Below are 26,357 nucleotides of genomic sequence, written 5' to 3' on the forward strand. Positions count from 1 at the left end.
TCAAACAATGGCGAGAAGGGAATCGAGCATTTCGCCGACCGTCGAGATCAGCTTGCTCGACGCCTGGTAGGAGCGCTCGAGGTCGAGGAGATGGGCCATTTCCTCGTCGAGATTGATGCCGGTGACGTCGGAGAGGGATTCCTGCGCGCGGGAGAGCACCGTCGACTGGTAGTCGACGTCGTCGCTGGCGATCGAGCGCTTGTCTTCCAGCCAGCTGATCGACGAGGCGACGTAGTCGGAGATCGTCCCTGTCGTGCCGGCGCCGAAACTGCCGTCGAAGCTGCGCTGGGTGGTAAGCCCGGCGATGAGATCGTTGAGGCGGTCGGCAAAGCCGGCCGTTCCGCTGGCGTTGTAGACGATGCCCTGGCCGGAGATGTCGCCGTCGCGCAGAAGGGTCGGATCGGCGACCGCGTTCGGCGAGACCCGGATGAGCCCGGCAAAGCCGGTGGTCGAGGTGATCGTCGAGAGATCGGTGGTGGAGCCGTCGGCCTTGACCGAGAACAGGCCGGAAAAGCTGGTGCCGCCGCTGTCGGTCTCGGAAAACGCCTCAACCAGCGCCGAGGCGATCTGGTCGAGCTGTCCCTGGAAGGCGACGGCGGTCTCGTCGCGCAGGGTGAGAAGACCGTAGACGCTGCCGCTCTTGATCGGCATGCCGGCGGCCGAGCCCGAGACGCTGACGCCGTCGATGCGGAAGTCGCCGCCGGTGACGTTGGCGTCGTAGTTCGACTGCGCGGTGAACTCCACCGTCCGGGCCGTCGTCTCGAACAGGGTGATGCCGGAATCGGTGTAGAGGGTCATGTCGTTGCCGGCACGCACCTGGACGTTCAGGCCGACATAGCCGGACAGCTCGGTGACGATCTGGTCGCGCCGGTCGACCGCGTCGGTGACGTCCTGGCCGGTCGCCGTGCCGGCCATGATCTTGCCGTTGAGCTTCTCGAACTCCTTCAGGAGGCTGTTCATCGTGTCGGCGGCGTCGGCGAGCTGCCGGTCGGCATCGGTGCGCGCCGCCTGCACGGCCTTGGTCGTGGTGTTGAGGCTGGCGGCGAGATCCGAGGCGGCGTTGATGGCGGCCCGCGCCGTCTGCGGATCTTCCGGCGTCACCGCATATTGCGACAGCGCGGCATTGAGCTGGCTCAGCCGGTAGGCCGGCGATTCGATCGAATCGGTATCGCCGATCACCGCGCGGATGGAATCGAGGGCGCCATAGGCGGCGGTGGCGGCGGCAAGGGTGGAATTTGCCGTCGTCATCGAACGGAACAGTGCCTGGTTGCTCGACTGCGAGACCGACAGGATCGACACCCCGCCATAGACCGAGGCCGCCTGGTTGGCATATTTGCGTGTCGCAGCCGGGTTCTCGGCATTCGCGACGTTGCGCGACACCAGAGCCGACTGCTGCGAAACGGCAGCCAAGGACGAGCGGGCGCTCGTGAAGGCGGAAAGCAGGGACATCTCGGTCTATTCCCTCTCGCGGGGAGGTTGAGCGCCGATCAGCGCTTCAGATTGATGAGGACGTCGAGGATTTCCGAGCCGGTCTGGAAGACCTTCGAGTTGGCGCTGTAGGAGCGCTGGGACTCGATCATGTCGGTCAGCTCGCTGGCCAGATCGACGTTGGAGCTCTCAAGCGCGTTGGAAACGAGGCTGCCGAAGCCGTTGGTGCCGGGAATGCCGTATTCGACGGTGCCCGACTGGAGCGTTGCCGAATAGACGTTGCCGGCCGCGGCCTGCAGCTTGTCCGGGCTGGTGAAGCGGGCAAGGTTGAGCTGGAACAGCGAAACCAGCGAACCGTCGGCCATCACCCCCATGACGCCGGCGACGTTGCCGACCTCGCTGATGGTGAATTCCTGGAAGTAGCCGGCGGGGTTGCCGTTCTTCGAGACCTGGGCCGAGAAGTCGGTGTCGTATTCGGTGAGCGATCCGAAGTCGACGTCGATGGTGTTGCCGGTGCCGAGCGTGATGCTCATCGTGCCGGGCGCGCCGGTGGTCGTCGGCTCGCCGGTGGTCGGATCGAAGGTGACCGTCGAGGAGACCGTCGTCGTGCCGTCGCTGACGTCGAGCGACCACTCGTTGGCGGCCGTCTTGGTCATCGTCATCGTCAGGGTCTGCGCCGTGCCGACATTGTCGTAGACGGCGATCGACGTCGTCTTCACGTCGCCGATCTCGGCGGTGACCGGGAACTGCAGATTGAGCTCGGCGGCGGTCGTCGCCGTTGGCGCGACGATCTCGCCCACCGGAAGCTTGATGGGACCGGTGGCGCCGGTCTGCAGGTCTGTGCCGGTCAGGCGGTAGCCGGCGGCATTGACGAGATAGGTGGATTCACCGGCCGCCGTCGTCTCGGTGCGGCGCACGAAGGAGCCTGCGCGGGTATAGTATTCGCGGCCGGCCTGGTCCTGCACGACGAAGAAGCCGTCGCCGGAGATGGCGACGTCGGTCGCCGAGGAGGTGGAGGCGATCGAGCCCTGCTCGCTCACCATCTGGCGAACCTCGGTCTTGATCGAGCCTGAATTGTACTGGCCGCCGCCGGACTGGGCGATCACCAGCGTCGAGAACTCCGCCTCGCTGCGCTTGTAACCGTTGGTACCCGAGTTGGAGATATTGTCCGATATCACCGAGAGCCGGTTGGCCTGGGCGTTCATGCCGGACACGCTGGTTCTAAAGACGCCGTTGATGCTCATGGGCTGGGACTCCGTAGCCTTCCGATCTGCTTCACGGATAGGCTTTCAAGCTTGTCCCTAGCTGTGCGGCGACCCGAAATCCGCAGTCGTTTTAAAAAACGAAAGGCCCTGCCGAAATACATCGACAAGGCCTTTTTGGTTAATACTTCCGAAAGGATTTTGTACTTAGTCGACGCCGATGCCGTAGCCGAGGTAGCGCTTGGACGAGACCGGATCGTAGCCGAGACGCATCTTCAGCTTCTTGCGCAGCTTGGAGATGTGGCTCTCGATGACGTTCTCTTCGACGTTCTCGTCGAAGATGCCGTAGATGGCGTTGAAGAGCTGCTGCTTGGAAACCCGGCGACCCCGGTTGGAGACCAGATATTCCAGAATGCGGCGCTCGCGCCGCGGCAGGGCCATCGCCTTGCCGGCGACCTCGGCGTCGCGGCCGTCCTGATAGACGCAGATCTCGCCGACGACAGTCTTGGTGGCCTCGGCATTTTCGCGGCGGCGGATGGCGCCGACCCGGGCGAGGATCTCCTTGACATGGACCGGCTTGGCGACGACGTCGTCGACGCCGGCAGCGAAGAGGTCGAGGGTACCGTCGAGGTTGCGGCTCTCGGAGAGCGCGATCATCGGCGCCGTGGAGCGCGAGCGGATCAGCCGAGGGCAGACCGAACGGTCGTCGAAATCGCCGAGAAGGAAGGCCTCGACCGCCGAGAGATCGGCCTCGGGCGCCGTTTCCACCCAGTCGCGAAATTCATCCGCTGCGAAGGTCGCCGTCGAGACCCCTTCGCGAGCAAAAAGAGACTGGTAGCCACTCGTGACCAGTTCCCGGTTGTCAACCACTACGATCATTTTACCCTCCGTCCGCCGCCGCGTTGTTGGTAAAAAAACCGTAACCTGACGCGAGTCTTGCACCAATCCTGAAATTTAGTGATCTATTAACCATGCCGAAGCGCTTGGCACGTAAGTTGCTGTTTTCACAACGATATTTTTTTGGTTAAGAAAGCCTTAATCCCCGCCGGCTGCTGCCGACGGGGTCAGGAAAAATCTAAGTCATTGAGATTGTTAGACTTACGAAGCCGGTTCGGATCGCGATCTCAGAGATAGATCGACGGGTCGATTCCCATCCCGCGCCGGCCCTGTTCGACATCCTGAAGACGCGGAGCCGGCTCGGGCCGAGACGGCCTCCCGCCGGACCCGCCGCCGCGCTGACCGTCATTGCCGCCCTGGCCGTTGCCGGAAGACTGCCCGTTCGTCGAGCCCTCCCCCCGCGCCTGGCCGGACGACGAGCCGTCGGCCTGCTGGGCCGGCGACTGCATCACCCGCGAGCCCGAACCGTCGCGGGTGCCGAGTGTGATCATCGCCTCGTCGACATCGAGCCCGGCCTGCTTCAGCAGCGACTTCAGGCCCTCGCTGTCGTCCTTCAGCCGCAGCGCGGTGTCTGGCTCGCTGGCCTCTATGTGGACGGTGAGGTTGCCCTCGATCAGCTTCAGCGTGACGTTCACCTTGCCGAGCTTTTCCGGCGAGAGCTGGATCTGGATGGTCTTCAGCGCGGCGCCTCCGGCCCGAAGACGCGTCCGCTCCGTCGCATCGGCGCGGCTGGCGGTCGGCGCCATGTCGACGAGGGCGGCGGCGACTGCATCGGCCACCTGGCTCGTCGGCGGAACCTGCTTTGCCGCGAGGCCGTCGGCAGTGACAGCATCGGCGCCGCGGGCGATCGGCATCGCCGGCTGGCCGGCAAGACCCGTCCGGCCGAGGATCTCGGCAAGCTCGTTCTGCTCGCCGGTGTCGGCGGTGGTGTCCGGAGTGGTCTCGAAGGCGGTTTCGGCAGCAGTCTCGGCGGCCATCCCGGCAGCGGGCGCCGCGGCCTCGGACTGCGTGGGCCGAGCGGCATCGGCTGCTTCGCTCTCAGTGGAAGCCGAAGGCATCGCCGCGGCAGGCTGCCCGGCGGGAACGGGAGCCGTCGCGGCAGCCGTTGCGGCGGGACGTTCGCTGACGGAAGTCCGGCCATTCGCCGTCGCTTGCGGCGCGTTGCCGGCATCTGCGTTCCGGGCGGACGCAGCGGCGGGCACCGCCGCGGCGGGGCGCGGAGCGCCGCCCTTCCCTGCCATCGGCGATGGCTGATCCTTTGCAGCTGCGGCCGCGGAGTCTTCTGCCGAGACTTCGGCACCGGTCGAAGCTTCGGTGATGGTCGCCTCAGTGGCTGCCTGCATCGCGCCGCGCTCGGTCCGGACTTCGCCAGGCTGCTGGTTCCGCGCGCCCATCGGCGCGGTCTCGGTAGCGGCATCGCCGGTTTCCGGGGAAGCGTCCGCCGCCGGCATTGCCGCGCTGGCGAGATTGTTGCCGCGACGCTCGCCCTCGGCTGCGGGCTTGGTCGCGACAGGGCCTGACGCGGCCTCGCCGGCGCGGGCCAAGACGGCGTCGCCAGAACCAGTATCGGCGCCGGCATCGGCGGACACCGTTGCACCGGCGGCTGTGGGCATTGCCTGCGGCTGCTCACGGCGGGCATTGGCGCGCGAGGCATCTGCCTGACTCTCGCGGACCGGAGCGGCGGCGTCCACGGTCGACTTCGTCCCGGCCGTCTCGGCGGCCGTTGCGGACGCCACCGGCTCGCGGCCGCGGCGGGGCGCGTCGGCAGCTCGCTGCTGCGACCCGTGCGCCGAAGCGGTCTCGCTGGCGCGTGCCGTCGCGGTGGGCGCATCGGTGGCGGTAGCCGGCATCGCCTGCGGCTCTTCGCTGCGGGCGCGGGCAGCGGCGCGCGAGGCGGCCGCCTCCTGATCGCGGGCGGGAGTCGCGGCGGCGGTCGCCGTTTTGGCGTCGGCAGTCGATTGGGAACCGGCGGTCACACGGTCGCGATCCGAAGCCCCGGCCGATCCATCGATAGCCCGGGCCGGAGCCGCCTCGCCGGCACGCGGCGCGGCTTCGCGGGTCACGGCGGGCGTCGCGGCTGCGGCCTTGTCGGACTTCGCATCGGCCGGAGAAGCCGTCTCGGCGGCGCGCGGCGCTGCGGCATCGCCGGCTCTGGCGTCGACGGTGGCCTGCTTCGGCGCCTCGGCGGGCTCGCGAGCGATCGGCGCTTCGCGGGTTGCGGCGCGCGGACGCGCAGCGGCCTCGCTCTGGCGGAAAGAGCCGGCGGACCGGGCGTCCGCGGCGGGCGCGGCCTTCGCCGTCGCGGCACGGGGCGACGCCCCGCGATCCTCGCCAACGGTCCGCGTCGAAGCTGCGGTGACCGGCGCGGCGGCGACAGGAGCGGCGGCGACCGTCTGGGCGGCGCCGGACTGCGCAGCGCCCGCCTGGCCGGCGTTCGGCATGGCAGCGCTCGGCTGCGCGCCAGCCTGTCTCGCCGTATCTGCGGACATGGCGGCTGCCGCCGGCGCGGCAGTTGCGGCATTCGCGCCGTCCGTGTCGGCGCGGAGGCCGGCCGGCGCAGCGGCGATGCGGCTCGAAAGCTGCGCGGCGGCGCGCTCCGGCGTCGCGGCGCGAGCCGGCAGGTCGTTCGCCGCATCGGCGTTGCGGCGCTCGGCGCGGCGGGTGGCCGGCTCGAAATCGGTGCGCATGGAAACGAGGTCCACCCGCGCGCCGAGGCCCGAGCTCGTTCCCCGGCCGCCCTGCGTCATGCGGGGGCGAAGGCTGGCGACCTCGGCGGTTTCAGGCGCGGAGGCCGCCGGCATCTCTGCAGGCATCTGCCTTGCCGCTTGAGCGTCAGCCCTGGCGGACGTCTCGAAACGGACGGATTTCGTCTCGGGGGCTGCAGAAGCGGCCTGGCGCTGCGGCACTGCGGCGCTCGGCCCCGTGGCGACGGCCGGACGCTCGCCGGCAGCGCCGCTCGCGGGCGACCCGGCGGCGCTGCCGGCGATCGACGCCGTGGCTTTCGTCCCGGCGCCGTCCTCGCTCGTTGCCGACCCGGCCGCTGCGCCTGCCGCCGGAACGTCCGGCAAGTCGACGTCTGGCAGAGCCTCGCCGCCGGAACGCAGCGCGGCGGGCGATGCGGTGGTCATGCCTTGCATGCCGAGGGCGGAACGATCGGCGATCGCCGTGGCAGCGGACTCCGATCGGACGGCCGGCTCGCCATCCTCCGAGGTGACGATGCGGTTCTGCAGGCCGAAGAAGCCGCCGAGGATTGCCGCGAGCTTGGCATCGGGCGAGAGCGGCACCGACCGCCCGGGCGATCTCTCGTTGATCGCCTCGACCGCCTGGTCGGGTTGGGTCGGCTCGGCCATCGCCTCGCCGCGGCCGACCGTCACAATGATGCGGCCGCTGCGCGGCGCAACCCGCGTTATCTGGCGCTCGGCCTTTGGGTCGACCTCGCCGGGCTTCAAGACACCGAGCCGCTCGGCCACCTGATCGGCCGAAAGCTGCAGGTCGACGGTGGGGTTTTCCGTACCGGTGCCGGCCTGCAGCAGGCGCAGGCGCAGCAGCTCGGGATCGGTCTCGGCGGTGATCGGCGCGTGCAGGGCACGGCGCGCCGCCTGGCCGGCGACGCCGATGCGCGGCGCCGTCGTGGCCGGCCGCGCGGCCGCATCCCGCGACGCCGAGGCTTTTGCGGTGGAATTCGTCTGGGAAAGGTCTTTGGCATCCTTCGCCAGCGTCACTTCGGCCGGGCTTTCGAAGGCGGGAGTTTCAGCGGCTGGCTGCGTCGAAGCCGCATTCTTCTGCGCCGCACCCTTCTCGGCCACGGCTTTCGGCGAGGCCTCGGCCGCGTCTCTGCCGGCCGGCGCCGGCTCGTCCCCGGCGATCTCGTCGACAGTTCCGCCCGACGCCGCGTCGGCGGCAGCGCTCTTCGCCGCGCCGGCCCTGCGGGGATCCGCCTCGAGCTTCGCGTCCTCTCCGGATTTGCCGGCCGCGGCTGCAGCGTCGATCCCGCCGCCCACCGTCTTTCCGGCCTGGCCGGCCGCCGTCTTGCCGGTCTGCCCGGTTTCGTCGTCGAGACCGGCCTTCGCCGCGACAGCACCCTCGTCGGCGTCGGCGACGCTGGCGACGACGTCCTTGACGCTCGGCTCGCCGACCGGCTGCTTCGCCCTGTTGCGGACCGGCTGCCCGGCTGCGGACTCGTCCTTGCCGGTCGTCCCCTCGGCCGATTTGCCCTTGGCGGTGCCCGCGCGGCCCTGCGAGGCCCCGGCCTCGCGCATCGCGGCGAAGAAATCGTCGCCGTCGCCGGCCTTCTGTCCGTGATCGCGCGCTCCGGCACGGGCGCCGGCAAGCGTCGGGGTCTCTGCCTGAAGCCGATTGGCAACCGTCATTGGTTCGTTCCCTCGATGTCACTGCGGATCGCGTCGAGCAGCTTGGTCGCCCGGTCGATGACCGGGGATTCGAGCGCCGCTTCCTGCGTCGCGGTCTTCTTGCGTTTCGTGTCCGAGAGAACGCCGGACATCAGTGGCTTGCGGATCTCCTGAAGAACGCCGATCGCCGCGTCATAGAGCTTGCGGTCGGCCGGATGCAGGCTCTCGCGGTCGATCGACTCGAGCGAGGCGAGGGTCTTGCCGGTGTCGCCCTCCGTCAGGGTCGATGCGGCGACGTAGAGGAGCGCCCGCTGGCGGGCGGGTTGGGTCAGATTGGCGACCTGCAACACCCGCTCGCCCGCCATGCCGGCAAGCTTCATGTTGCCGGCGACGAGCGCCCGGCGCCCGATCGAGAGATAGATGTTCAGCTGGTCGGCGAGCGGGATGCGCGCCACCGCGTCGTCCAGCGTGTGGACCGTCTTGACGGCCTCTTCGACCGGCCGGGCGACATACATCGCGGTGAACCGCGCGCGAAAATTGCCGGCATAGACCGAGCGGGCATAGCGGTCGAAATAAAGCCGCGCATAGCCGTCGGCCCGGTCCGGCTGGCCGAGCTGGTCGGCGAGCGCCATGCCGAGGCGAAGCGCCGCCTCCTCGAGCAGCGTGCCGGAGGCATCGAGCATCACCCGCCGCAGCCGTTCGAGCGCTTTTTCCGGCGCGTCCTTCTCCTGCAGCTGCGCGACAGCGAGGTTGATCTGCGCGGCGAGCCCGGGTTCCATCGCCTCGGTATCGAGCGCCGAGAGCAGCTTCTCGGCGTCGCTCTGGCGGTTTTCGACATAGGCCAGCGAGCCCTTCAAGAGCGGCTGCACCTCCGGCGGAAAATCGTTCTTGGCAAGGATCATGCGCAGCACCGAGGGCGGCCCGCCGCTGAGCACGAACAGCGCCGCCGCCCGCTGGTTGCGGCCGTCCTCCCAGGTCTTCTGGCTCGCCCTCTCGAAAGCCGGCCCATACCATTGCAAGAGGCGCGCCTGGACGCGATTGGCCGAAGTGTTGCCGCGCGCCGCCTGGTCCTGCAGGAACTGCAGGGAGCGGATCACCTCATAGGGCTGCGGACCGCGGGTCGGCGGCGGTTCATGATGCTCGGCCGCCTCGCCGTGCTCGCTTTCGCCGCCATCGGCGCCGTGCCCGTCGCCTTCGTGGGTCGCCTCGCCGTGGCCCTCTTCGCCATGGCCGTCACCGCCGTGCGCCGCGGCCTCGTCGCCCGAATGTGCGTCGCCATCCCCGGCTTCGGCGTGAGTGGCCTCGCCCTGATCGGTCGCGCCATGGGCCATGTCATCGTGGCCTGTCATGCCATGGGCATCGCCCATGGCCGGTTCGGCTTCCGCGCCATGTCCGCCGGCGGCAGCATGCGGGTCATGGGCGTCGGCCGCCGCCCCATGGGAGTCCGCAGCCTCGCCGTGGCTGGCGGCATCGCCGCGGCGCGCCGCCTCGCCGGCCTGGCGCACCAGTTCGGCTGCGCTCGGCTCGCCGTGCCCGGCGTCCTCGCCATGCGCCGGAGCGGCAAACAAGAGCGCGGCAACGGCCAGCGCCGGGGCCAGAGGATCGCAGCGCCGACGCATCACGCACGCGGCTCGGTCAGGAAGATTTCGATGCGGCGGTTGACGGCGGCCTGCGGGTTCTTCGGATCCTTGAGCTCGCGGTCGGCAAAGCCCTCGATCGCCTTGACGCGCTGCTCGTCGAGCCCGCCCCGCGCCAGCATGTAATAGGCCATGTGGGCGCGGGCGGTGGAAAGCCGCCAGTTGTCGTATTCGCCGTTGGAATAGGGGCGCGCATCGGTATGGCCGCGGATGGTGATCGCGCCGCCGCGCTCGGAGAGCACGCCTGCGATCTTCTCCATCATCCGGATGGCGTCGGCGGTGGGCTTGGCCGAGCCGATCGGGAACATCCCGCCGGAGGCGTCGTCGGCGAGCGAGATGGTGACGCCGCCATCGCCCTCGACGACGTCGATCTTCGCCGGGACGTGGTCGCCGAGCTGGGCGAGTTCGTTGCCGATCGCCGCCTTCAGCTTTTCGGCCATGCCCTTCTCGGCATCCTTGCCCTTGCCGCTGCCGGCGTCCTTGTCCTTGCCCTCGGCGGCCTTGCCTTTCGGATCGGTGCCCTTGCCGGACGGCGCGCCGGCGTCCTCGCCGGCCGCCTTGAAGCCGGTCTTGTCGGCCTGGTCGCCCTCGGCCATGGCCTTGCCCGGCTCGTCGACGCCCTCGCCCTTCGGGCCCTTTTCGGGATCGCTCATCGGGTCTTCCGGCGGCAGGACGGCGGTGCGGAAGTCGATCGGCGGAACGTCCTCGAGCCGGCCGCCGCTTTCCATGACGTTCGGCGACAGCTGCCAGGATTCCGGGTCGAACGGATCGCGATAGGCCTCGCCGCCGTTGAGGCCGGGCAGGCCGGAACCGTCCGGCTTGCCGGTCAGCTCGCCCTCGCCGTTCTTGTTGCTTTCGGACACGATCTCGGTCAGCACCGAATAGGGATCGCGGAAGATCGACTTCTCCTCGCCGCCGGTCTCGGCGCCGGCGGTCGGATGGCCGCGCGGATCGCCGTTGGTCTCGGCCGAGCTTTCACCGTTCTGGTTCTCGGTGCGGTCGGCGCCGTCGTCCTTCTGCTTGATGCCGCGGGTCGCCGGCGATGGATCGTTGAGCTTGATCGGGTTGAAGTACTGGGCGACCTGCTTGCGGGTCGCGAGGTCCGAAGAGTTGGTCAGCCACATCACCAGGAAGAACGCCATCATCGCCGTCATGAAGTCGGCGAAGGCGATCTTCCAGGCACCGCCATGATGCCCGTCGTCACCATGCCCGCCGCGGCGGACGATGATGATTTCCTGCTTTTCGAGATGACCGGCTTCGGACTGCTCGCTCACTATTGAAGCGCCTCTTCCAGCGCCTGCTTCCAGTCGGCGAGACGGGTCTCGAGCGTCGTCTGGTCGCAGGAGATGCGAATGTCGGACAGGGCCTCGTCGGCCTCGAAGGCGACGAAGCCGCGGCGCGGGCCGAGCGCCTCGGCAAAGGCGTCGAGCAGCGAGGCGGGGCCGACGGCCTGCAGCGCCAGCGCCCGTCCGTCGAGCGACAGGGTGGCGACCGCGGCGGCGAGTTCCTCCACCGTCTGGCGGGTTCGCAGATCGACGGCGATGGGCTTCAGGACGCTGGCAAAGGAGGTGCGCAGCGCCGCCTCGATCCGCTCCAGCTTGTCGGCAACGAGTTCGCCGAGCCGGCCGCCCTCTTCGGCGAGCGCGGCAAGGCGCGCGGCCTCGACGGCCTCGGCCTGTTCGGCTGCGGCCCGCTCACGCTCGGCGGCGAGCGCCTCGGCAACGGCCGCCTCGATGCGCTCCTCGGCCTCTGCCAGGGCTTCCATGCGTCCGGCCTCGATGCCTTCGGCGCGGGCCGCCTCGACGTCCTCGTCGGTCAGTTGGGGAAGCGCGATCTCCGGCGCCGGCACTTCGAAGGCCGGCTCGGCATCGAAGCCGAAGTCGGCGCTGTCGAAGGAGACCTCCTCGAGCGCCTTCTCGGCGGCGTCCATTTCCGGGATCGCCTCGAGGTGCTGGGGAACCGGCTTGGTCTTCTGCTTCTTGACCGGCAGGCCGTCGGAGACGAGCGTCAGATGCTCGAATTGCGGCTTCTTCTGAGGCTTCGGCTTCGCTGCCGCCAGGCTCTGGAACGGCCTGTCGCTCTCCTCGGGAAATTCCGTCAGATAGTCTGCGAGAGAGATCATCCCTTACGCCGCCTCTTTGTGATTGATCCACTGCTTGATGACGTTGGCCGCCTTGAGCTCGTCCTGGTCGAGCAGCCGCTCGATCCTCGCCTGCGGGCTTTCGTTCGCTTCTTCGTCGAACTGGCCGAGATAGGCCGGCGCGCCACCGCCGAACTGTGAGATATCCGGTGTACCTTGCGCGAAGTCGAAGCCGCCCGGGAGCTCCAGCGCGCCGGGGCCGTCGTCGTCGACGCCGAGGGCGCCGAGGCCGCCTTCCATCTCGAGTCCGGCGGCTTCCTGCCCGGCCGGCGTCTGGATGATCGCCCGGATCGCCGGCTTCAGGCCGAACCAGATCACCATGACCGCCACGGCGAGGATGGTGAAGGCGTTGATCAGCGTGCCGGACTGGCGCATGAACATCTCGCCGATGCCGGGCGACGGGATCGGCTCGAGCGCCGTGTCGGAGGCGATGAAGTCGACGGCGGTGACCTTCAGCTGGTCGCCGCGGGCTTCCGACAGGCCCGAGGCGGAGGCGACGAGCGCCTGAATCTCGGTGAGCCGCTGGTCGATCTGGGCATCGGTCGCGTCGGCGCCGATCGCCTCCTTCAGGCGGGCCCGGTTGATGACCACCGCGACCGACAGCTTCTCGACGCTGTAGCCCTCGCTGGTGGTCTGGACGGTCTTTTCGTTGATCTCGTAGTTGGTGAGCTCCTCGCGGCGCTCGTTGTTGTCCTTGGAGGTCTGGCCGCTGTTGGTCTCGGCCTGGCCGCCGGCCGGCTGGATGTCCTGCTGGACGCCGACGGCGTTCTGCTTGGTCGAATTCTCGCTCTGGCCGTTCTCGCGGATGGTCCGCGTCGAACGCTCGACCCTGACGTCCGGATCGAAGATCCGCTCCGAGATCTGCTTGCGGTCGGTGTTCAGCCGGGCGGTGACCGAGGTCTGGAAGTTGCCGATGCCGAGATAGGGCGACAGCGTGCGGCGGATCGAATCCTCGACGCTTTTCGCCACGATGCGCTCGACCCCGAACAGCTTGGTCGGCGCGCTGGAGCTCGAATCGTCGCCGGAGGCGAGCAGCGTGCCGTCGGAGGACAGGATCGTCACCTCGTCCGGCGTCATTCCGGGGATCGCCGAGGAAACGAGATGCCGGATCGCCTGGGCGGAGGAAAAGTCCTCGGGCTGGTCGGTACGAATGACGACGCTGGCGGAGGGCTTGCGCTCGTTGCGCCGAAAGCTCCCCTCGTCGGGGAGCACGATGTGGACGCGGGCGGCGCGCACATGGGCGAGCGACTGGATCGTCCGGGCGATCTCGCCTTCCAGCGCCCTCACCCTTGTGATCTCCTGCATGAAGGATGTCAGGCCGATCGATCCGAGATTGTCGAACAGCTCGTAGCCGGCATTTTCCGAGCGCGGCAGGCCCTTTTCGGCGAGCAGCATGCGCGCCGGCGCCGTCGAGGAGAAGGGCGTGAGGATGGCGTCGCCCTTGGCGCTGACGTCGAAGGCGATGCCCGCCTCGGTCAGCGCCGCGCCGATGCGGGTGACGTCGGTGCGGTCGAGGCCCGAATAGAGCACCTCCATGTCGGGCCGCGAGAGATAGTAGCTCCCGAGACCGACCAGTGCCACCACCAGAAGACCGACGAGGCCGAGCGCAGAGAGCTTGCGCACTCCGAGACCGGAAAGATTCGTCAGGATTTGCTGAGCCTGCCCGCCAATGGCCAAAGCCATAGTCACTCCTCGCATACGCACGAACTGCATGTTGAGTCGCGACGGACAATGCCGTCCAAAGCTTGCGCGAAGCCCCGGTTAACAAACCATTAACGTCTCGATTTACCTGATTATTTCCGCTGGGTCGGCATAGAGGTGCGACATCTTGTGCACTGCGCCATCCAGAGGTGGCGCAGTGCCCGTCCGGAATGCGGTCAATTCGTCCCCGGACGGGCAAGTCGAGGCAGCGGCCAAATCAGGATCTTTTCGGCCGGATCCGGCGGATTCCGCGCTTTTTCGCAGACAAGACCATCAGCGTTCCTGTCCATTTTCCGAAGACTATTACGAGACTTCTTGCGCAGCCGGGCGCCCGGCGCCGTCCGCCCGGCATCTTCTCCGCCGGCCGAAGATACCGGTCGGTAGGCAGCTCACTTCCGGTCGCTGTGGCCGAGATCGCGGCCAGGGTCGAGACGGTCGCGGACACGCTGCTTCAACACCTTCGCCTCGGGAAAGCCGCCGTCGGCCTTGCGCTCCCAGATCGTCGCCGTGCCGGAGGCGTCCTCGTAGCGGATCTCGAAGGTGCCGCCGGTCCCCGGCACGAGCGCCACCTCGCCGAGATCGGTGCCGAAGGTCGACAGGAGCTCCTGCGCCATCCAGGCCGCCCTCAGCAGCCACTGGCACTGGGTGCAGTAGGTGATCGCAATACGCGGCCCTCCGGCCTCGATCGGGTCTGACATCTTGCGGCTCCGGCATTTTCTGGGGCCCGGGCGAGCGCGACAATGCTCGATCCCGGACCGAACCGCCTATATGGCCCCAACATCCGCCCGCTCTCAAGGATGCCGATGTCGACCAAGACGGCCGCACCGCCCGATCCCGCCGCCAGAGCGCCGCGCTATGACGGGCCGCTCGCCCGCCTGCGGGTCGGCCTTCGCCGGCTCTATTACGGGGAAAGCCGGGCGGCGATGCGCTTCCAGGCGGCGGCGCTGACGGTGGATCTTGCGATCATCGCGCTGTTCATCGCCCAGCCCGTCCTGAAGAACACGCCGGCTTTCCTCGCCATCGACTACAGCGTCGCGGCGGTGCTCTTTCTCGACATCTGTGCCCGCATGCTGGCGGCCCGCCAGCCCTGGCGACGGCTGCGCCAGCCGGTGGTGCTCCTCGACATCTTCATCCTCGTCACCCTGCTCCTGCCGGAGACGCTGATCAATTTCGGCTTCCTCAGGATCGTCAGGCTGTGGTCGCTGTCGAAGTCCGGCAGGCTGTGGCAGCCGCTCAGGCGCCGCGGCCTTGCCGAGTGGGAGCTGCCGGCCCGGGCGGTGCTCAACCTCGTCACCTTCCTGTTCCTGGCGACCGGCTTCATCTACACGGTGTTCTTCCGCAAGAATTCCGGCCTCGAAGGCTATCTCGACGCCCTCTACTTCACCGTCGCCTCGGTGACGACGACCGGCTACGGCGACGTCACCCTGTCCGGCTCCTGGGGCAAGCTGACCTCGATCGTCATCATGATCATCGGCATCAGCCTGTTCGTGCAGCTCGCCCAGGCGATCTTCCGGCCGACCAAGGTGCATCACGAATGCCCGCAATGCGGCCTGACGCGCCACGACCCGGACGCCGTCCACTGCAAGGCCTGCGGCCACATGCTTAACATCCGCAACGACGAGAGCTGAGATAGAAGGGCAGACAGATCCACAGGGCTGCCGATAGAGGGCCAGCACTGCGGCGACGCGTCGATCTCCCCCCTTGAGGGGGAGATGGGTGGCAACCCAGAGGGGGGTGCGGCGCCGACGTTCGGAAAGGACGGCGCCAAGGCACCCCCGGACCTTGAAGTATCGGGGCAAAACGGGCATGTGTTCCCGCAATCCGACACATCCGCGCGCCCGCGAGAGGCAGCGCTCGACTCCGCCGGCTGCGACGCGCCGCCGGCAAGACGATTTCGCGAAGGACCGTCATGGCCGTTTCGATCGACCTGAAGCCTCAGGAAAACCGTTCAGCGCTCGCCGAACGGGCGCTTGCTGCCGCTGCGATCCCGGCCGCCCCGCAGCAGTTCGAAGACAAGCCCTCGCTCATCGGCCTGTCGCGCGAGGAGCTCGGCGAGGCGCTTGCCTCCGTCGGCGTTCCCCAGCGCCAGGTGAAGATGCGCGTCGCCCAGCTCTGGCACTGGCTCTATGTGCGCGGCGTCGCCGACTTTTCGCAGATGGCCAATGTCTCGAAGGAGCTGCGCGAAAAGCTCGCCGCCGCCTACACCATTGCCCGGCCCGAAATCGTCACCGAACAGGTCTCGGTCGACGGCACCCGCAAGTGGGTGCTGCGCTTTCCGGCGAAGGGCGCCGGCCGGCCGGTGGAGATCGAGACGGTCTACATCCCCGAGGAAGGTCGCGGCACGCTCTGCGTCTCCTCGCAGGTCGGCTGCACCCTCACCTGCACCTTCTGCCACACCGGCACCCAGCGTCTCGTCCGCAATCTCACCGCCGACGAGATCGTCGGGCAGGTGCTTCTGGCCAGGGACCGGCTCGGCGACTTCCCGGATGCCGAGACGCCGGCCGGCGCCATCGTGCCCTCGGAAGGCCGCCTCGTCTCCAACGTCGTGATGATGGGCATGGGCGAGCCGCTCTATAATTTCGACGCCGTCAAGGCGGCCCTCGCCGTGGTCTCCGACGGCGAAGGCCTCGCTTTGTCGAAGCGGCGGATCACCCTCTCGACCTCCGGCGTCGTGCCGATGATCGCAAAGGCCGGCGAGGAGATGGGCGTGATGCTGGCGATCTCGCTCCACGCGGTGAACGACACGCTGCGCGACGAGCTGGTGCCGATCAACAAAAAGTACCCGCTGAAGGAGCTGCTCGACGCCTGCCGGGCCTATCCCGGCCTGTCGAACGCCCGGCGCATCACCTTCGAATACGTCATGCTGAAGGGCGTCAATGACAGCCTCGACGACGCCAAACAGCTGGTTCAGGTGCTGAAGGGCATTCCGGCGAAGATCAACCTGATCCCCTTCAACCCCTGGCCCGGCTCGGCCTATGAATGCTCCGACTGGGACCAGATCGAGCGCTTCGCCGATTACGTGAACCAGGCCGGCTACGCCTCCCCCATCCGCACCCCGCGCGGCCGCGACATCTTTGCGGCCTGTGGGCAGCTGAAGTCGGAAAGCGAGCGGATGCGCAAGAAAGAGCGCGAGGCGCTGGAAGCCGCCGGCTGAGGCAATAGATCGCGGCTCACCGAACATCGTAAGCCGGACTGATCCATGCGTTGCCTCCTCGCCTGCCTCGCCTCCCTCCTCCTCATCGCGGCGGGCGGCCCGGCGCACGCTGCGTCCGGTCAAAGCGACGGCGTCCAGACGAGCGACGGCGCAAGGTCTTCGCTCGTGGGCTGGTGGATCTCGCTCGGCCCGCTTTCCGCGGGGCTCGCCGGCGCTGGCCTGATCGTTCCTTCCGTCGAAGTTCTTGTCGTCAGCCCGGACGGCCGGTTCGAAGATCGCTTCTTCCGTTTCACCGCCCCGTCCCGAGAGCTTTGCGCCGACACGCGCTGGTGCTCGGACATGGCGCTCGCCTGGCGCGCGAAGCTCGCTCCGGCAGATGACCACTTCAAGCTGGAAGAGCGTGTCGCCGGTGAGGACGTGATCGACCGCGCGGAACTCGACGGCATGCTGCGCGGTGCCGCGGTCGGCGCCCTCACCGCGTGGAACTACAAGCTCGATACCGACGGGCGGCGGCTGGTCCTCAATCCTCAAAACCCGGCGACGGCGCGGGTCTTCGCCAGGATCGAGCCCCGCCGCCTGCAGCGTCTCGTCGCCGCCTTCGTCATGTCCGACGAGACCGGGCGCCGCTGGCCGTGCTTTGTCGGCAATGCCGAGGCGGGCGATCCGGCATTCGCGACGCTGCACGGGGACGCCGCCGACCGGCCGGACTGGTTCGACGATTTCCTCGCCGTCGCCTCCTATCAGGTGAGCATCACCACCATCGTCACCGACGATGCCTCGCTGGAGCGGCAGGAGCCGGCGACGCTGCCGCAGCCGCTGGAGCGCCGCCTGGTCGAGACGTTCGAGCGGCTGGCGCCGCCCGGGGACGCCGCCGAGCGCAAGCAGCTGCGAGACCGCTTCGTCAGCTTCCGGCGTGCCGGCATGGGCGCCGAAGCGCCCGAACTCGCCGAGGAGGCCGCCGCCCCCGCCCTTACGGCCGGGGAGATCCGAACCTTCGCCAAGGTCATGGCGGACAAGCAAAGCGACAGCTTCAGGCGGCTGTTCTGCAGCGACCAGCCGGCCGACTGACGGCCAGATCCACGGATCGCCAACCTTCGGCCCGTCCGGGACGATCACGCCGTTTCAGCGGCGCTCTCTTCCGACTGTTCCGATGCCCAGACGCTGGCGGCTTCGGTCGCCACCGGCGAGGTGGTCGGGACGACGCCGATATAGCTGTCCGTCTGGCTCGCCGGGACGGCGGAGCGCTGCGTCATCCGGTAGAGGGCATAGGCGGCGATCATCGCGAAGGTGACGGTCAGCACCAGCCAGAAGGCGATCGGGCTCGCATGTTCCATCGCCCAGCCGGTGACCAGCGGGCCGACGATGGCGCCGATGCCGAAGGTGAAGACCAGGCCGCCGGAAGCCGCCGGCATGTCCTCCGGCGGCAGGAAGTCGTTGGTATGGGCGAGCAGCAGCGCATAGAGCGGCGTGGTGATGCCGCCGACGAGAAAGGCCGAGATCATCAGCGGCCAGAGCCCGCCGCCGGTCGTCCAGCCGAGAAGGGACGAGGCAGCGCCGATCACTGACGCGCCGAAGATGATCTGGCGGCGATCGATCCGGTCCGACAGCCAGCCGATCGGATACTGGAAGAACAAGGCGCCGGTGAACAGCATCGCCACGAAGAGCGCAATCTCGGACTTGCCCATGCCGATCAGCGCGCCGAAGACGGCGCCCATGCCGGACTGCGTAGCATAGGCGCTGCCGAGGAGGATCATGCCGACCGTGCCGAGCGGCGAGCTGAGGAAGAGCGCTTTCAGGGGCATCGGCCGCGTCAGCTCCGTAGCCGGTGTCCGCGAGGCGGTCAGAAGGATCGGCGCGAAGGAGACCGAGACGAGGATCGAGGCGCCGATGAACAGGACGGAGGTCTTCGCATCGCCGAGCGTCAGCAGATATTGCGCCCCGATGATGCCGAGCGTCTGGGCGATCATGTAGGCCGACAGCACCTTGCCGCGCGTCTCGTTGGTGGAGGCATCGTTCAGCCAGCTCTCGGCCGTGACGTAGATGCCCGACATGCAGAAGCCGACGAGAAGGCGCAGCCCCGTCCAGGCAAACGGTTCGGCAAGCAGCGGAAAGGCGATGAGCCCGGCCGACATGAAACTGCCCAGCGCCGCGAAGACGCGGACGTGGCCGACCTTGTGGATCAGCGAGGGGGTATATTTCGCGCCGGAGAGAAAGCCGACGAAATAGCCCGACGTCACCACCGCGAGTTCGGTCGCCGAAAAACCCTCGATGCCGCCGCGAAGGCCGATCAGGGTGAAGTGCATGCCGTTGCCGAGCATGATCAGCACGATGCCGACCAGAAGGGCCCAGATGCTGGATAGCACTTGCAACATGACATCGCCCCGCCGCCTCGAAGCCTCCGCCTACTATGCGAGCGGGGACGGGTCAAAATCCCGGCCGCCGCGCCGCCGCTTTTGATAGGCGAGATCCGGACATCAGTCGGGGCCGCGGCGGAAGAGAGAGCTGGAAGAGATTGTCCGGGAGCGACTGGCCGAATTCCAGTGGAAACGGGACGAAGCCAGTTACCCGATATCTCGATGGGGTGTTGCCGGGCAAGTGATCGAAAATGGGATCGCATGAGTCCGCGCAGACCGTTGACCTTCCTGCTACTGGAAGCTCCATCTCTTTGCGGACGGGAGTCACGGGACCCCGCTGGAGACGACGTCGATGATGAAGATCGCTGGTTTGGTCGCAGCCGCCCTGCTCTCTACCGCAGGCGCGGCTCTGGCACAGTCGGATGCCAAGGCACCGATGACGATGGACCATCAGGCCGGCCACGCCATGAAGGACATGACGATGGGAGCGGACGCCTCGCCGTCGAGCCGGGCCTTCATGGAGGCTATGAAATCCATGGATACGGGCATGGCGCAGCCGCTGACGGGCGACGCGGATGTCGACTTCATGCGCGGGATGCTGGCCCACCACGAAGGTGCCATCGCCATGGCGAGGGTCGAGCTCGATTACGGTCGGGATCCGCAGGCACGGGCTCTCGCCGAGTCGATCATCAAGGCGCAGGAAGGCGAGATCGCCGAAATGAAGGCCTGGCTGGCAAAGCACGGCCATTGACGCTCGGGCGCGCGCGAGCGTCAATGGCCGGTGGCTGACGGTACCGTGCCGCCAATTCTCGGGTTTCAGCCGAGACGTCTGCGGTCGCAGCGATGACCTTCCGATCGGCATCCTCGACTGATCGACGTCCCGCTCGTCCCCGCCCTGCCAATCGGTCAACCCGCATCCAGTAGCGAAAATTGCGCATTTGATGTTATCGTATGCCAATTGATCCGAAAGGAGGGCAGATGAACGTGTCGATCGGAAAGCGCTGGGAGCAGTTCGTCGACGAGGCGGTCAGGACCGGTCGTTACGGATCTGCCAGCGAGGTGGTGCGGGAGGGTCTGCGGCTCGTCGAAGAGCGCGAGGCAAGGCTCGCCGGTCTGCGCCAGACTCTCGATGCTTCGATCGCAGCTGATGGCGAGGCGAGCGAGGCCGACATCGACGCGGCCCTCGAAGCACGGGCGGCGGAATTGACGAAGGACGGTTATTGAGGTGCCACGGCTCCGGTATCTGCCGTCGGCCAAAGCCGATCTGGTAGAGATCCTCGGCTACGTCACGCGCCAGAGCGGCAGCCTGCTCGTCGGGCGGCGGTTCGTCGCCTTGTTGCGCCAGAAATGCGCCAGCCTCGCCGCGCTCCCCGGACTGATCGGCACGCCGCGCCCGGAGCTTCGGCCCGACATCCGCAGCTTCGCGTTCCGCGGATACGTCATCTTCTTTCGCTATCTGGACGACCGGGCGACCTTTGAGGTCGTCGATATTCTGGAAGGGCATCTCGACATCGAGGCGCTTTTCAGCGGCGGGGTCGGCCAGGAATGATCGCCGGCGAGTTGCCTCAATCCGCCGCGCCGAGGATCGCCCCCGGCCTGCCTTCGCTGCCTTCCTGCAGGATCACCGCGCAGGCATCGGCGCCCTTGGCCGCGCCGCAGCGGCCGAGCTCGAAGCGCGCCGGCGCGCCGGTCCATGTCCCGAGCCGGGTCATGCCGCGCACGGCGTTGACATAGGTGACCGTGCGGCCGCGGTTTTCGCCCCTGGCGATCGGCACCGCAGCTTCCCGCCGATAGTCGACGCGCCAGAGCGTCGCGCCGCTGCCGGTTCCCCTCTTCGCGCCGACGCTGACGGTGCCGGCCTCGCGATCGAGTGTCAGATCGACCGGCAGCGCGGCGCCCATCAGCCCCGACACCGCGCCGGCATTCGAGCCGACCGCATGGCCGCCGCCGTCGACCACCGCTTGGGGCGTATAGACGCGGCCGTCGCCGCGCCGCGCCGCATAGGCGCGCTGGCGGGCCGAATGGGCCGGCGAGCCCAGCGTGTCCTTCCAGCCGAGCTGGTCCCAGTAATCGACGTGATAGCCGAGGGCGAGAACGTTCGAGGCGCCGGAAAGGGTGCGGAGCAGGGCGTCTGCCGGCGGACAGGACGAGCAGCCCTGGCTGGTGAACAGCTCGACGACATGGCGCTGGCCGGCCGCCGCCGGCTGCAGCGTCGCCAGAAGCAAAGCGAGAATGGCAAGGGACGATCGGAACGACATCGGTCTCTCCTCGATGGCCGGTTCTGATCGAGGGTTCGGTGCGGCGGCCGGAAAGGTTACTGTCGCCCGCCACGAAGATTCGCTATCGCTCGGCCGAGATTTGGAGGAGAGTTGCCGCCGATGGGCACGGTCCTGAGATTTCTGTTCGTCCTCCCCCTCGCCTATGTCGCCGCCTGCCTGACGGCGGCCTTCGCAATGCTCTGGCCGTTCCTCGAGATCAGCCGGGCGGCGGCGTCCGATCCGGTCTTCATCGGCCGCGCGGCGTTCTATTTCGGCGCGCAGGCGATCCAGGTGGGCACCGTCGCCTTCCTGCCCTGGGCCGGCTTCATGGTGGTGAGCGAGATCGCCGGCCTCTCCTCGCTGCTTCTCCACATGCTCGCAGGCCTTCTCGGCGGCGTCGCCATCCTGTTTGCCGCCTATGGGCCGAATGTGCCGCATATGAGCGTCCAGACGGCGATCCTCGTCGCCTCGCTGACCTTCGCCCTCGTCTACTGGATCCTCGCCGGCCATGGCGCCGGGCGCTGGCGGCGGGCCGAAAGGGCTTCGCCGGCCGGCCGGGCCGCCACCCCGCCGCAGGGCGGCACGGCCTGAGCCGGGCCGATCCGGGCCATTGATTTTTGCGCCCGATTGCGGTCACTCGGCATCACGGCTTCATTCCGTCCCGTCTTGAAAGGACCCGCCCCTTGTCGACCCGTGACGTCGTCCTCGTCGCCCTTTTCGCCGCGCTGATGGCAGCGCTCGGCGCCTTTCCGCCGCTGATGATCCCGGCGATCGGCGTGCCGATCACCGCCCAGTCGATGGGGCCGATGCTCGCCGGCGGCATCATCGGGGCAAGGCGCGGCGCCTTGTCGATGCTGCTCTTCGTCGTCCTCGTCGCCGTCGGCCTGCCGCTTCTGCCCGGCGGGCGCGGCGGCCTTGCGATCTTCGCCGGACCGACGGCGGGCTTCATCCTCGGCTGGATCGCCGCGGCCGCGGTGACGGGCGTCCTCGTCGAGCGCTTCTGGAGCGGCCTCTCCTTCGTCACGGCCTTCCTCGCAGCCGCCATTGGCGGCATTGTCGTTCTCTATGCGATCGGCATTCCCTGGATCTCCCTCGTCGGCGGCGTTCCCCTGGCGACGGCCGCCGCCGGCTCGGCCGCCTTCATCCCGGGCGATCTGATCAAGGCGGGCCTTGCCGCCGCGGCGATCCTCATGGTCAAGCGCTCCTATCCGATCATCCGCCCGGCGCATGGCCGGCCCTGACGGGATGATCGCAGTCGAAGGCGTCAGCCTCGAGCGCGGCGGGCGCAGGGTCCTGTCCGGCATCGATCTTGGCCTGAACGAACGGCGCATCGGCGTCGTCGGCGCCAACGGCTCGGGCAAGAGCTCGTTTGCGAGGCTGCTCAACGGTCTGCTTCTGCCGAGCGAGGGGCGCGTCAGCGTCGGCGGGCTCGACACGCGCAGGCAGGCCAAGGAAGTCCGCCGCAAGGTCGGCTTCCTGTTCCAGAACCCCGACAACCAGGTGGTCTATCCGACCGTCGGCGAGGACCTCGCCTTCGGCCTGAAGGGGCGCGGTCTCGACAAGGCCGAGATCGCCGACCGCGTGGCAACGACGCTTGCCCGCTTCGGCCTTGCCGGTTTCGGCGACCGCCTCGTCCACGAGCTCTCCGGGGGCGAACGCCAGATGGTGGCGCTTGCCGGCGTGATGATCCTCGAGCCGGAATGGCTGGTGCTCGACGAGCCGACGACCCTCCTCGACCGGAAGAACACCCGCACGATCATGGCGACCGTCGGGGCGCTGCCGCAGAAGGTCGTTCTCGTCACCCACGACCTGACGCTGCTGCAAGGCTTCGACCGGGTGCTGGTCTTCGACGATGGCCGGATCGTCGAGGACGCGGCCCCGGGCGAGGCGATCGCCGCCTATCTGCGAATTGTCCCGTGATCGCCGGGCTCTACAGGGCGGGCGACAGCCCGCTGCACCGCATGGCGGCGGGGTGGAAGCTTCTCGCGCTGCTTGTCGCCGGAACGCTCGTCTTCCTCGTCGAATCACCGTTTGCGGCGCTTGCGGCCCTCCTCGCGGTCCTCGTGCTCTACCGCCTCGCCGGCTTCGGCCTTCGCCTCGCCATGGCGCAGCTGCGGCCGGTGGCGATCGTGCTCGCGATCCTGTTCCTCGCCCAACTCTGGCTCGCTTCCCCGGCCGTCGCCGCGCTTTTCGTCACGCGCCTTGCCGCCCTCGTCCTCGCCGCGGCGCTGGTGACGCTGACGACCCGCACGAGCGATCTCGTGGACGCCATCGAGCGTGGCCTCGCGCCGCTCTCGCGCCTCGGTGTCGACGTCGCGAAAGTCAGCCTGTCGCTGTCGCTCGCCATCCGCTTCATCCCCGCCGTCGGGCAGATCGCCGCAGAGATCCGCGAAGCGCAGATCGCCAGGGGCCAGCGGCCGAACCCGCTGACCCTCGTCGCGCCGCTGATCGTGCGTCTCCTCAAGATGGCCGACGAGATCGCCGAGGCGATCGACGCGCGATCCTGAACGGCGCCCGGCCGCGCTTTTGGGACTGGCACCCATCGCAATCCTTCCGGGCAGTCCCTATGATCGAACCGGGCATCGTCGATTTTGGGAGGATCGTCATGCGGCTGTCTCGCGCCGTCTCGGCTCTGTTCGCGCTGCTTTTCGCCATGGTTCTCGCTCTGCCGGCCACGGCCGAGACGAAGCCCACCCTGCGCGTCGGGGTCCTGAAATTCGGCACGGTGAACTGGGAGCTCGACGCGATGAAGCGCGCCGGCCTTGACGGCAAGGCCGGGGTCGACGTCGAGATCGTCCCCTTCGCCGGCGAGGATGCCTCGGCCGTCGCGCTCCAGGCCGGCAGCGTCGACATGATCGTCTCGGACTGGCTGTGGGTGTCGCGGCTGCGGGCCGAGGGGGCCGACTATACCTTCGTGCCCTATTCCACCTCGGTCGGCTCGCTGATGGTCGCCGGCGACAGCCCGGTCGAAAATCTCGGCGACCTGAAGGGCAGGACCATCGGCGTCGCCGGCGGGCCGCTCGACAAGAACTGGCTGCTGATCCAGGCGCTCGCGAAGAAGGCCTTCGACGTCGACCTCGCCGCCGAAAATTCCATCGTCTACGGCGCGCCGCCGCTCCTGACCGAAAAGGCGCGGCAGGGCGAGCTCGATGCCGTCCTGAATTTCTGGCATTACGCCGCAAGGCTCGAGGCAGAGGGTTTTCGCACCCTCGTGTCCGGCACCGACGCGGCGGTGAAGATGGGCACCTCCGGCCCCGTCGCCGCGATCGGCTGGGTGTTCAGCGACGGTTTCGCAAAAGAGCACCCGGAGGCGATCGAAGGGTTCCTGGCCGCGGACAAGGCGACCAAGGCCCTGCTCGCGAGCTCCGACGAGGCCTGGGAGGCGCTGAAGCCGCTGATGAAGGCCGAGGACGAGAAGACCTTCACCACCCTTCGCGACCGCTACCGCGAGGGCATTCCCTCCCGCTCCGGGGCCGAGGAAGCCAAGGACACCGAGACGCTCTACCAGCTTCTCGCCGGGATCGGCGGCGAAAGGCTGGTCGGCCCGGCGAAGACGCTGTCGCCGGGGACCTATTACGACGACGGCAAGAATGGCTCTTGATCGACCTGCTGCCCCCTCGGGCGGAGCGCTGATGCCGAGGGGCGCCTGGCAGCTCCTCGGCCCGCGCCTCGTCGCCGTCGTCTCGCTTGCCGGGCTTCTCGCCATCTGGTGGGTGGCGGCGAGCCTTGCCCATAGCCGCGTCCTTCCGACACCGCCGGAGGTGTTCGACGCCTTCTGGCGGGACGCGTTGACGGGCGAACTCTTCTTCCATCTCGCCATGACGCTGATGCGCGTTGCCGGCGCCTTCGTCATTGCCATGGCGGTCGGCTCGGCGATCGGCATCCTCCTCGGCATGAATGCCGAGGCCAACCGCTTCTTCGATCCCTGGCTGATCCTCTTCCTCAACATCCCGGCGCTGGTGCTGATCGTCCTCGCCTATATCTGGTTCGGCCTCAACGAGGCGGCGGCGATCGGCGCCATCGCCGTCAACAAGATCCCCAATGTCGTCGTCACCATGCGCGAGGGGGCGCGGACCCTCGACCGGGATCTCGAGGAGATGGCGCGGGTCTACCGCTTTTCCGGGCTCAAGACGCTCCGCCACGTGGTGCTGCCGCAGCTGCAGCCTTATTTCGCCGCGGCCTCGCGCTCGGGCATCTCGCTGATCTGGAAGATCGCCCTCGTCGTCGAGCTGCTCGGCCGCTCGAACGGCGTCGGCTTCCAGATCAACCTTTACTTCCAGCTCTTCGACGTTGCGGCCATTCTGGCCTATACGCTGGCCTTCGTCGCCGTCATGCTGACCATCGAGTTCCTGCTTGTCCAACCTTTCGAAGCCCATTCCACCCGCTGGCGGCCGAAGCGCGCTCGCGGTTGAGATCCGCGGCAAGACCTTTCTCGGCGCCGACGGGGAAGCCGTCCGGGCGATCGAGGAGATCGCCTTCGAGGTCGCGCCGGCAAGCTTTGCGACGCTGATCGGCCCGTCCGGCTGCGGCAAGACGACGACGCTGAGGATCATCCTCGGCCTCGACACCGACTTTACCGGCCGGTTGAAGCTGCCGGAGGCGGACGGCCGCATCGCCGCCGTGTTCCAGGAGCCGCGCCTGTTGCCCTGGCGCACGGTGGAGGAGAATGTCCGGCTTGCCTTGCCGGATGCCGAGGCCGGCCGCGATCTCGATGAGCTCTTCGAGGTGCTCGGCCTTGCCGAGATGCGGACGCGCTACCCCTCGGAACTGTCGCTCGGCCTCGCCCGCCGGGTGGCGCTCGCCCGGGCCTTCGCGATCAGGCCGTCGCTGCTCGTCCTCGACGAGCCCTTCGTCTCCCTCGACGAGCAGACGGCGGGCCGGCTGCGCAGGTTGCTGACCGAGGTCTGGTCGGCAAGACCGACGACGGCGCTGATGGTGACCCACAATCTGCGCGAGGCGGTGGAGCTGTCGGACCGGATCGTTTTTCTGACCGAACGCCCGGCGCGGGTTCGCGGCATCCACGAGATCACCACGCCGCGCAGCGAGCGCGACACGCGCTGGCGCGAGACCACCCTCTCGGCCATCGCCAAGCGCTATTCCGGCGTCTTGTAAGTCCACAGTCCGGCACCTTGGACGCGGCGTCACGCCACCAAGGCTGGAACGCTTCGATTGTCATGACGGGGGCGAATTGTTATTTTCCGCCGTATGGATGGATTTCCGCGATCTTGGTCGCGCCG

General features: G+C 68.1%; 24 protein-coding genes. 13 read left to right on the forward strand and 11 right to left on the reverse strand.

Translation table 11 applies throughout. From position 1 onward, the window contains the following. The 9 genes from flgK to E3C22_RS13535 form a co-directional block, all read right to left on the reverse strand. Entirely contained in the window at window positions 1-1,449 is a 1,449-nt protein-coding gene (gene flgK / locus E3C22_RS13495) for a flagellar hook-associated protein FlgK (protein ID WP_134762584.1), read from the reverse strand. A 38-nt stretch (window positions 1,450-1,487) separates the two neighbouring features. Next, complete coding sequence (locus tag E3C22_RS13500) at window positions 1,488-2,672, reverse strand: flagellar hook protein FlgE (protein ID WP_134762585.1); 1,185 nt, start codon at window positions 2,670-2,672, stop codon at window positions 1,488-1,490. Window positions 2,673-2,837: 165 nt separating this feature from the next. Then, window positions 2,838-3,509, reverse strand: coding sequence for a response regulator transcription factor (locus E3C22_RS13505; protein ID WP_134762586.1), 672 nt, complete (start codon window positions 3,507-3,509; stop codon window positions 2,838-2,840). A gap of 245 nt (window positions 3,510-3,754) precedes the next feature. Then, complete coding sequence (locus tag E3C22_RS13510; RefSeq protein ID WP_134762587.1) at window positions 3,755-7,897, reverse strand: flagellar hook-length control protein FliK; 4,143 nt, start codon at window positions 7,895-7,897, stop codon at window positions 3,755-3,757. Next, complete coding sequence (locus E3C22_RS13515) at window positions 7,894-9,495, reverse strand: hypothetical protein (protein WP_134762588.1); 1,602 nt, start codon at window positions 9,493-9,495, stop codon at window positions 7,894-7,896. The genes E3C22_RS13510 and E3C22_RS13515 overlap by 4 nt, the downstream gene beginning before the upstream one ends. After that, window positions 9,495-10,787 carry a MotB family protein gene (locus E3C22_RS13520; RefSeq protein ID WP_134762589.1) on the reverse strand — a complete coding sequence of 431 codons (1,293 nt, stop codon included), beginning with the start codon at window positions 10,785-10,787 and terminating at the stop codon, window positions 9,495-9,497. Before E3C22_RS13520 ends, E3C22_RS13515 begins: the two co-directional genes overlap by 1 nt. Then, window positions 10,787-11,635, reverse strand: a complete 849-nt coding sequence (locus tag E3C22_RS13525) for a hypothetical protein (RefSeq protein WP_134762590.1) — start codon at window positions 11,633-11,635, stop codon at window positions 10,787-10,789. Before E3C22_RS13525 ends, E3C22_RS13520 begins: the two co-directional genes overlap by 1 nt. A 3-nt stretch (window positions 11,636-11,638) precedes the next feature. Continuing rightward, the gene (gene fliF / locus E3C22_RS13530) at window positions 11,639-13,336 is read right to left on the reverse strand and encodes a flagellar basal-body MS-ring/collar protein FliF (RefSeq protein ID WP_134762591.1); all 1,698 of its coding nucleotides are present in this window, start codon (window positions 13,334-13,336) and stop codon (window positions 11,639-11,641) included. Between the two features lie 407 nt (window positions 13,337-13,743). Further along, window positions 13,744-14,052, reverse strand: coding sequence for an Rdx family protein (locus tag E3C22_RS13535; RefSeq protein WP_134762592.1), 309 nt, complete (start codon window positions 14,050-14,052; stop codon window positions 13,744-13,746). Between the two features lie 105 nt (window positions 14,053-14,157). Between E3C22_RS13535 and E3C22_RS13540 the strand changes: the two genes are divergently transcribed. From E3C22_RS13540 to E3C22_RS13550, 3 genes are all read left to right on the forward strand, one after another. After that, the gene (locus E3C22_RS13540) at window positions 14,158-14,982 is read left to right on the forward strand and encodes a potassium channel family protein (RefSeq protein ID WP_134762593.1); all 825 of its coding nucleotides are present in this window, start codon (window positions 14,158-14,160) and stop codon (window positions 14,980-14,982) included. 281 nt (window positions 14,983-15,263) lie between these two features. After that, window positions 15,264-16,508: a dual-specificity RNA methyltransferase RlmN gene (rlmN, locus tag E3C22_RS13545; RefSeq protein ID WP_134762594.1), complete on the forward strand. Its 1,245-nt coding sequence runs from the start codon at window positions 15,264-15,266 to the stop codon at window positions 16,506-16,508. Window positions 16,509-16,553: 45 nt separating this feature from the next. Next, complete coding sequence (locus E3C22_RS13550) at window positions 16,554-17,576, forward strand: hypothetical protein (protein ID WP_134762595.1); 1,023 nt, start codon at window positions 16,554-16,556, stop codon at window positions 17,574-17,576. A 44-nt stretch (window positions 17,577-17,620) separates the two neighbouring features. On the opposite strand, the gene E3C22_RS13555 is transcribed toward E3C22_RS13550, so the two are convergent. Beyond that, a complete protein-coding gene (locus E3C22_RS13555; protein WP_134762596.1) occupies window positions 17,621-18,880 on the reverse strand; it encodes an MFS transporter in 1,260 nt (419 codons plus the stop codon). Window positions 18,881-19,217: 337 nt separating this feature from the next. Here E3C22_RS13555 and copM point away from each other — a divergent pair, with 337 nt between their 5' ends. The 3 genes from copM to E3C22_RS13570 all read left to right on the forward strand — a co-directional run bounded on the left by copM (window position 19,218) and on the right by E3C22_RS13570 (window position 20,411). After that, a complete protein-coding gene (gene copM, locus E3C22_RS13560) occupies window positions 19,218-19,613 on the forward strand; it encodes a CopM family metallochaperone (protein WP_425364987.1) in 396 nt (131 codons plus the stop codon). A 227-nt stretch (window positions 19,614-19,840) separates the two neighbouring features. Beyond that, a complete protein-coding gene (locus E3C22_RS13565) occupies window positions 19,841-20,086 on the forward strand; it encodes a type II toxin-antitoxin system ParD family antitoxin (protein WP_134762598.1) in 246 nt (81 codons plus the stop codon). 1 nt (window position 20,087) lies between these two features. Continuing rightward, window positions 20,088-20,411 (forward strand): type II toxin-antitoxin system RelE/ParE family toxin, encoded by a 324-nt coding sequence (locus E3C22_RS13570; RefSeq protein WP_134762599.1) that lies wholly within the window; start codon window positions 20,088-20,090, stop codon window positions 20,409-20,411. A gap of 16 nt (window positions 20,412-20,427) precedes the next feature. Here E3C22_RS13570 and E3C22_RS13575 read toward each other — a convergent pair whose 3' ends face one another. After that, window positions 20,428-21,120, reverse strand: coding sequence for a DUF1223 domain-containing protein (locus E3C22_RS13575; protein WP_134762600.1), 693 nt, complete (start codon window positions 21,118-21,120; stop codon window positions 20,428-20,430). 120 nt (window positions 21,121-21,240) lie between these two features. Here E3C22_RS13575 and E3C22_RS13580 point away from each other — a divergent pair, with 120 nt between their 5' ends. The 7 genes from E3C22_RS13580 to E3C22_RS13610 all read left to right on the forward strand — a co-directional run bounded on the left by E3C22_RS13580 (window position 21,241) and on the right by E3C22_RS13610 (window position 26,232). Then, window positions 21,241-21,711, forward strand: a complete 471-nt coding sequence (locus E3C22_RS13580) for a hypothetical protein (protein WP_134762601.1) — start codon at window positions 21,241-21,243, stop codon at window positions 21,709-21,711. Between the two features lie 92 nt (window positions 21,712-21,803). Further along, window positions 21,804-22,361, forward strand: a complete 558-nt coding sequence (locus E3C22_RS13585) for a biotin transporter BioY (RefSeq protein WP_134762602.1) — start codon at window positions 21,804-21,806, stop codon at window positions 22,359-22,361. 4 nt (window positions 22,362-22,365) lie between these two features. Beyond that, a complete protein-coding gene (locus E3C22_RS13590; RefSeq protein ID WP_134762603.1) occupies window positions 22,366-23,040 on the forward strand; it encodes an energy-coupling factor ABC transporter ATP-binding protein in 675 nt (224 codons plus the stop codon). Then, the gene (locus tag E3C22_RS13595) at window positions 23,037-23,627 is read left to right on the forward strand and encodes an energy-coupling factor transporter transmembrane component T family protein (protein ID WP_134762604.1); all 591 of its coding nucleotides are present in this window, start codon (window positions 23,037-23,039) and stop codon (window positions 23,625-23,627) included. The genes E3C22_RS13590 and E3C22_RS13595 overlap by 4 nt, the downstream gene beginning before the upstream one ends. Window positions 23,628-23,725: 98 nt before the next feature. Further along, the gene (locus E3C22_RS13600; RefSeq protein ID WP_134762605.1) at window positions 23,726-24,721 is read left to right on the forward strand and encodes an ABC transporter substrate-binding protein; all 996 of its coding nucleotides are present in this window, start codon (window positions 23,726-23,728) and stop codon (window positions 24,719-24,721) included. Between the two features lie 31 nt (window positions 24,722-24,752). Then, entirely contained in the window at window positions 24,753-25,532 is a 780-nt protein-coding gene (locus E3C22_RS13605) for an ABC transporter permease (protein ID WP_245514985.1), read from the forward strand. After that, window positions 25,495-26,232, forward strand: coding sequence for an ABC transporter ATP-binding protein (locus E3C22_RS13610; protein WP_134762999.1), 738 nt, complete (start codon window positions 25,495-25,497; stop codon window positions 26,230-26,232). Before E3C22_RS13605 ends, E3C22_RS13610 begins: the two co-directional genes overlap by 38 nt. Window positions 26,233-26,357 lie beyond the last annotated feature (125 nt).

Source organism: Jiella endophytica, from assembly GCF_004519335.1.
GTDB classification, from domain to species: Bacteria; Pseudomonadota; Alphaproteobacteria; order Rhizobiales; family Rhizobiaceae; genus Jiella; species Jiella endophytica.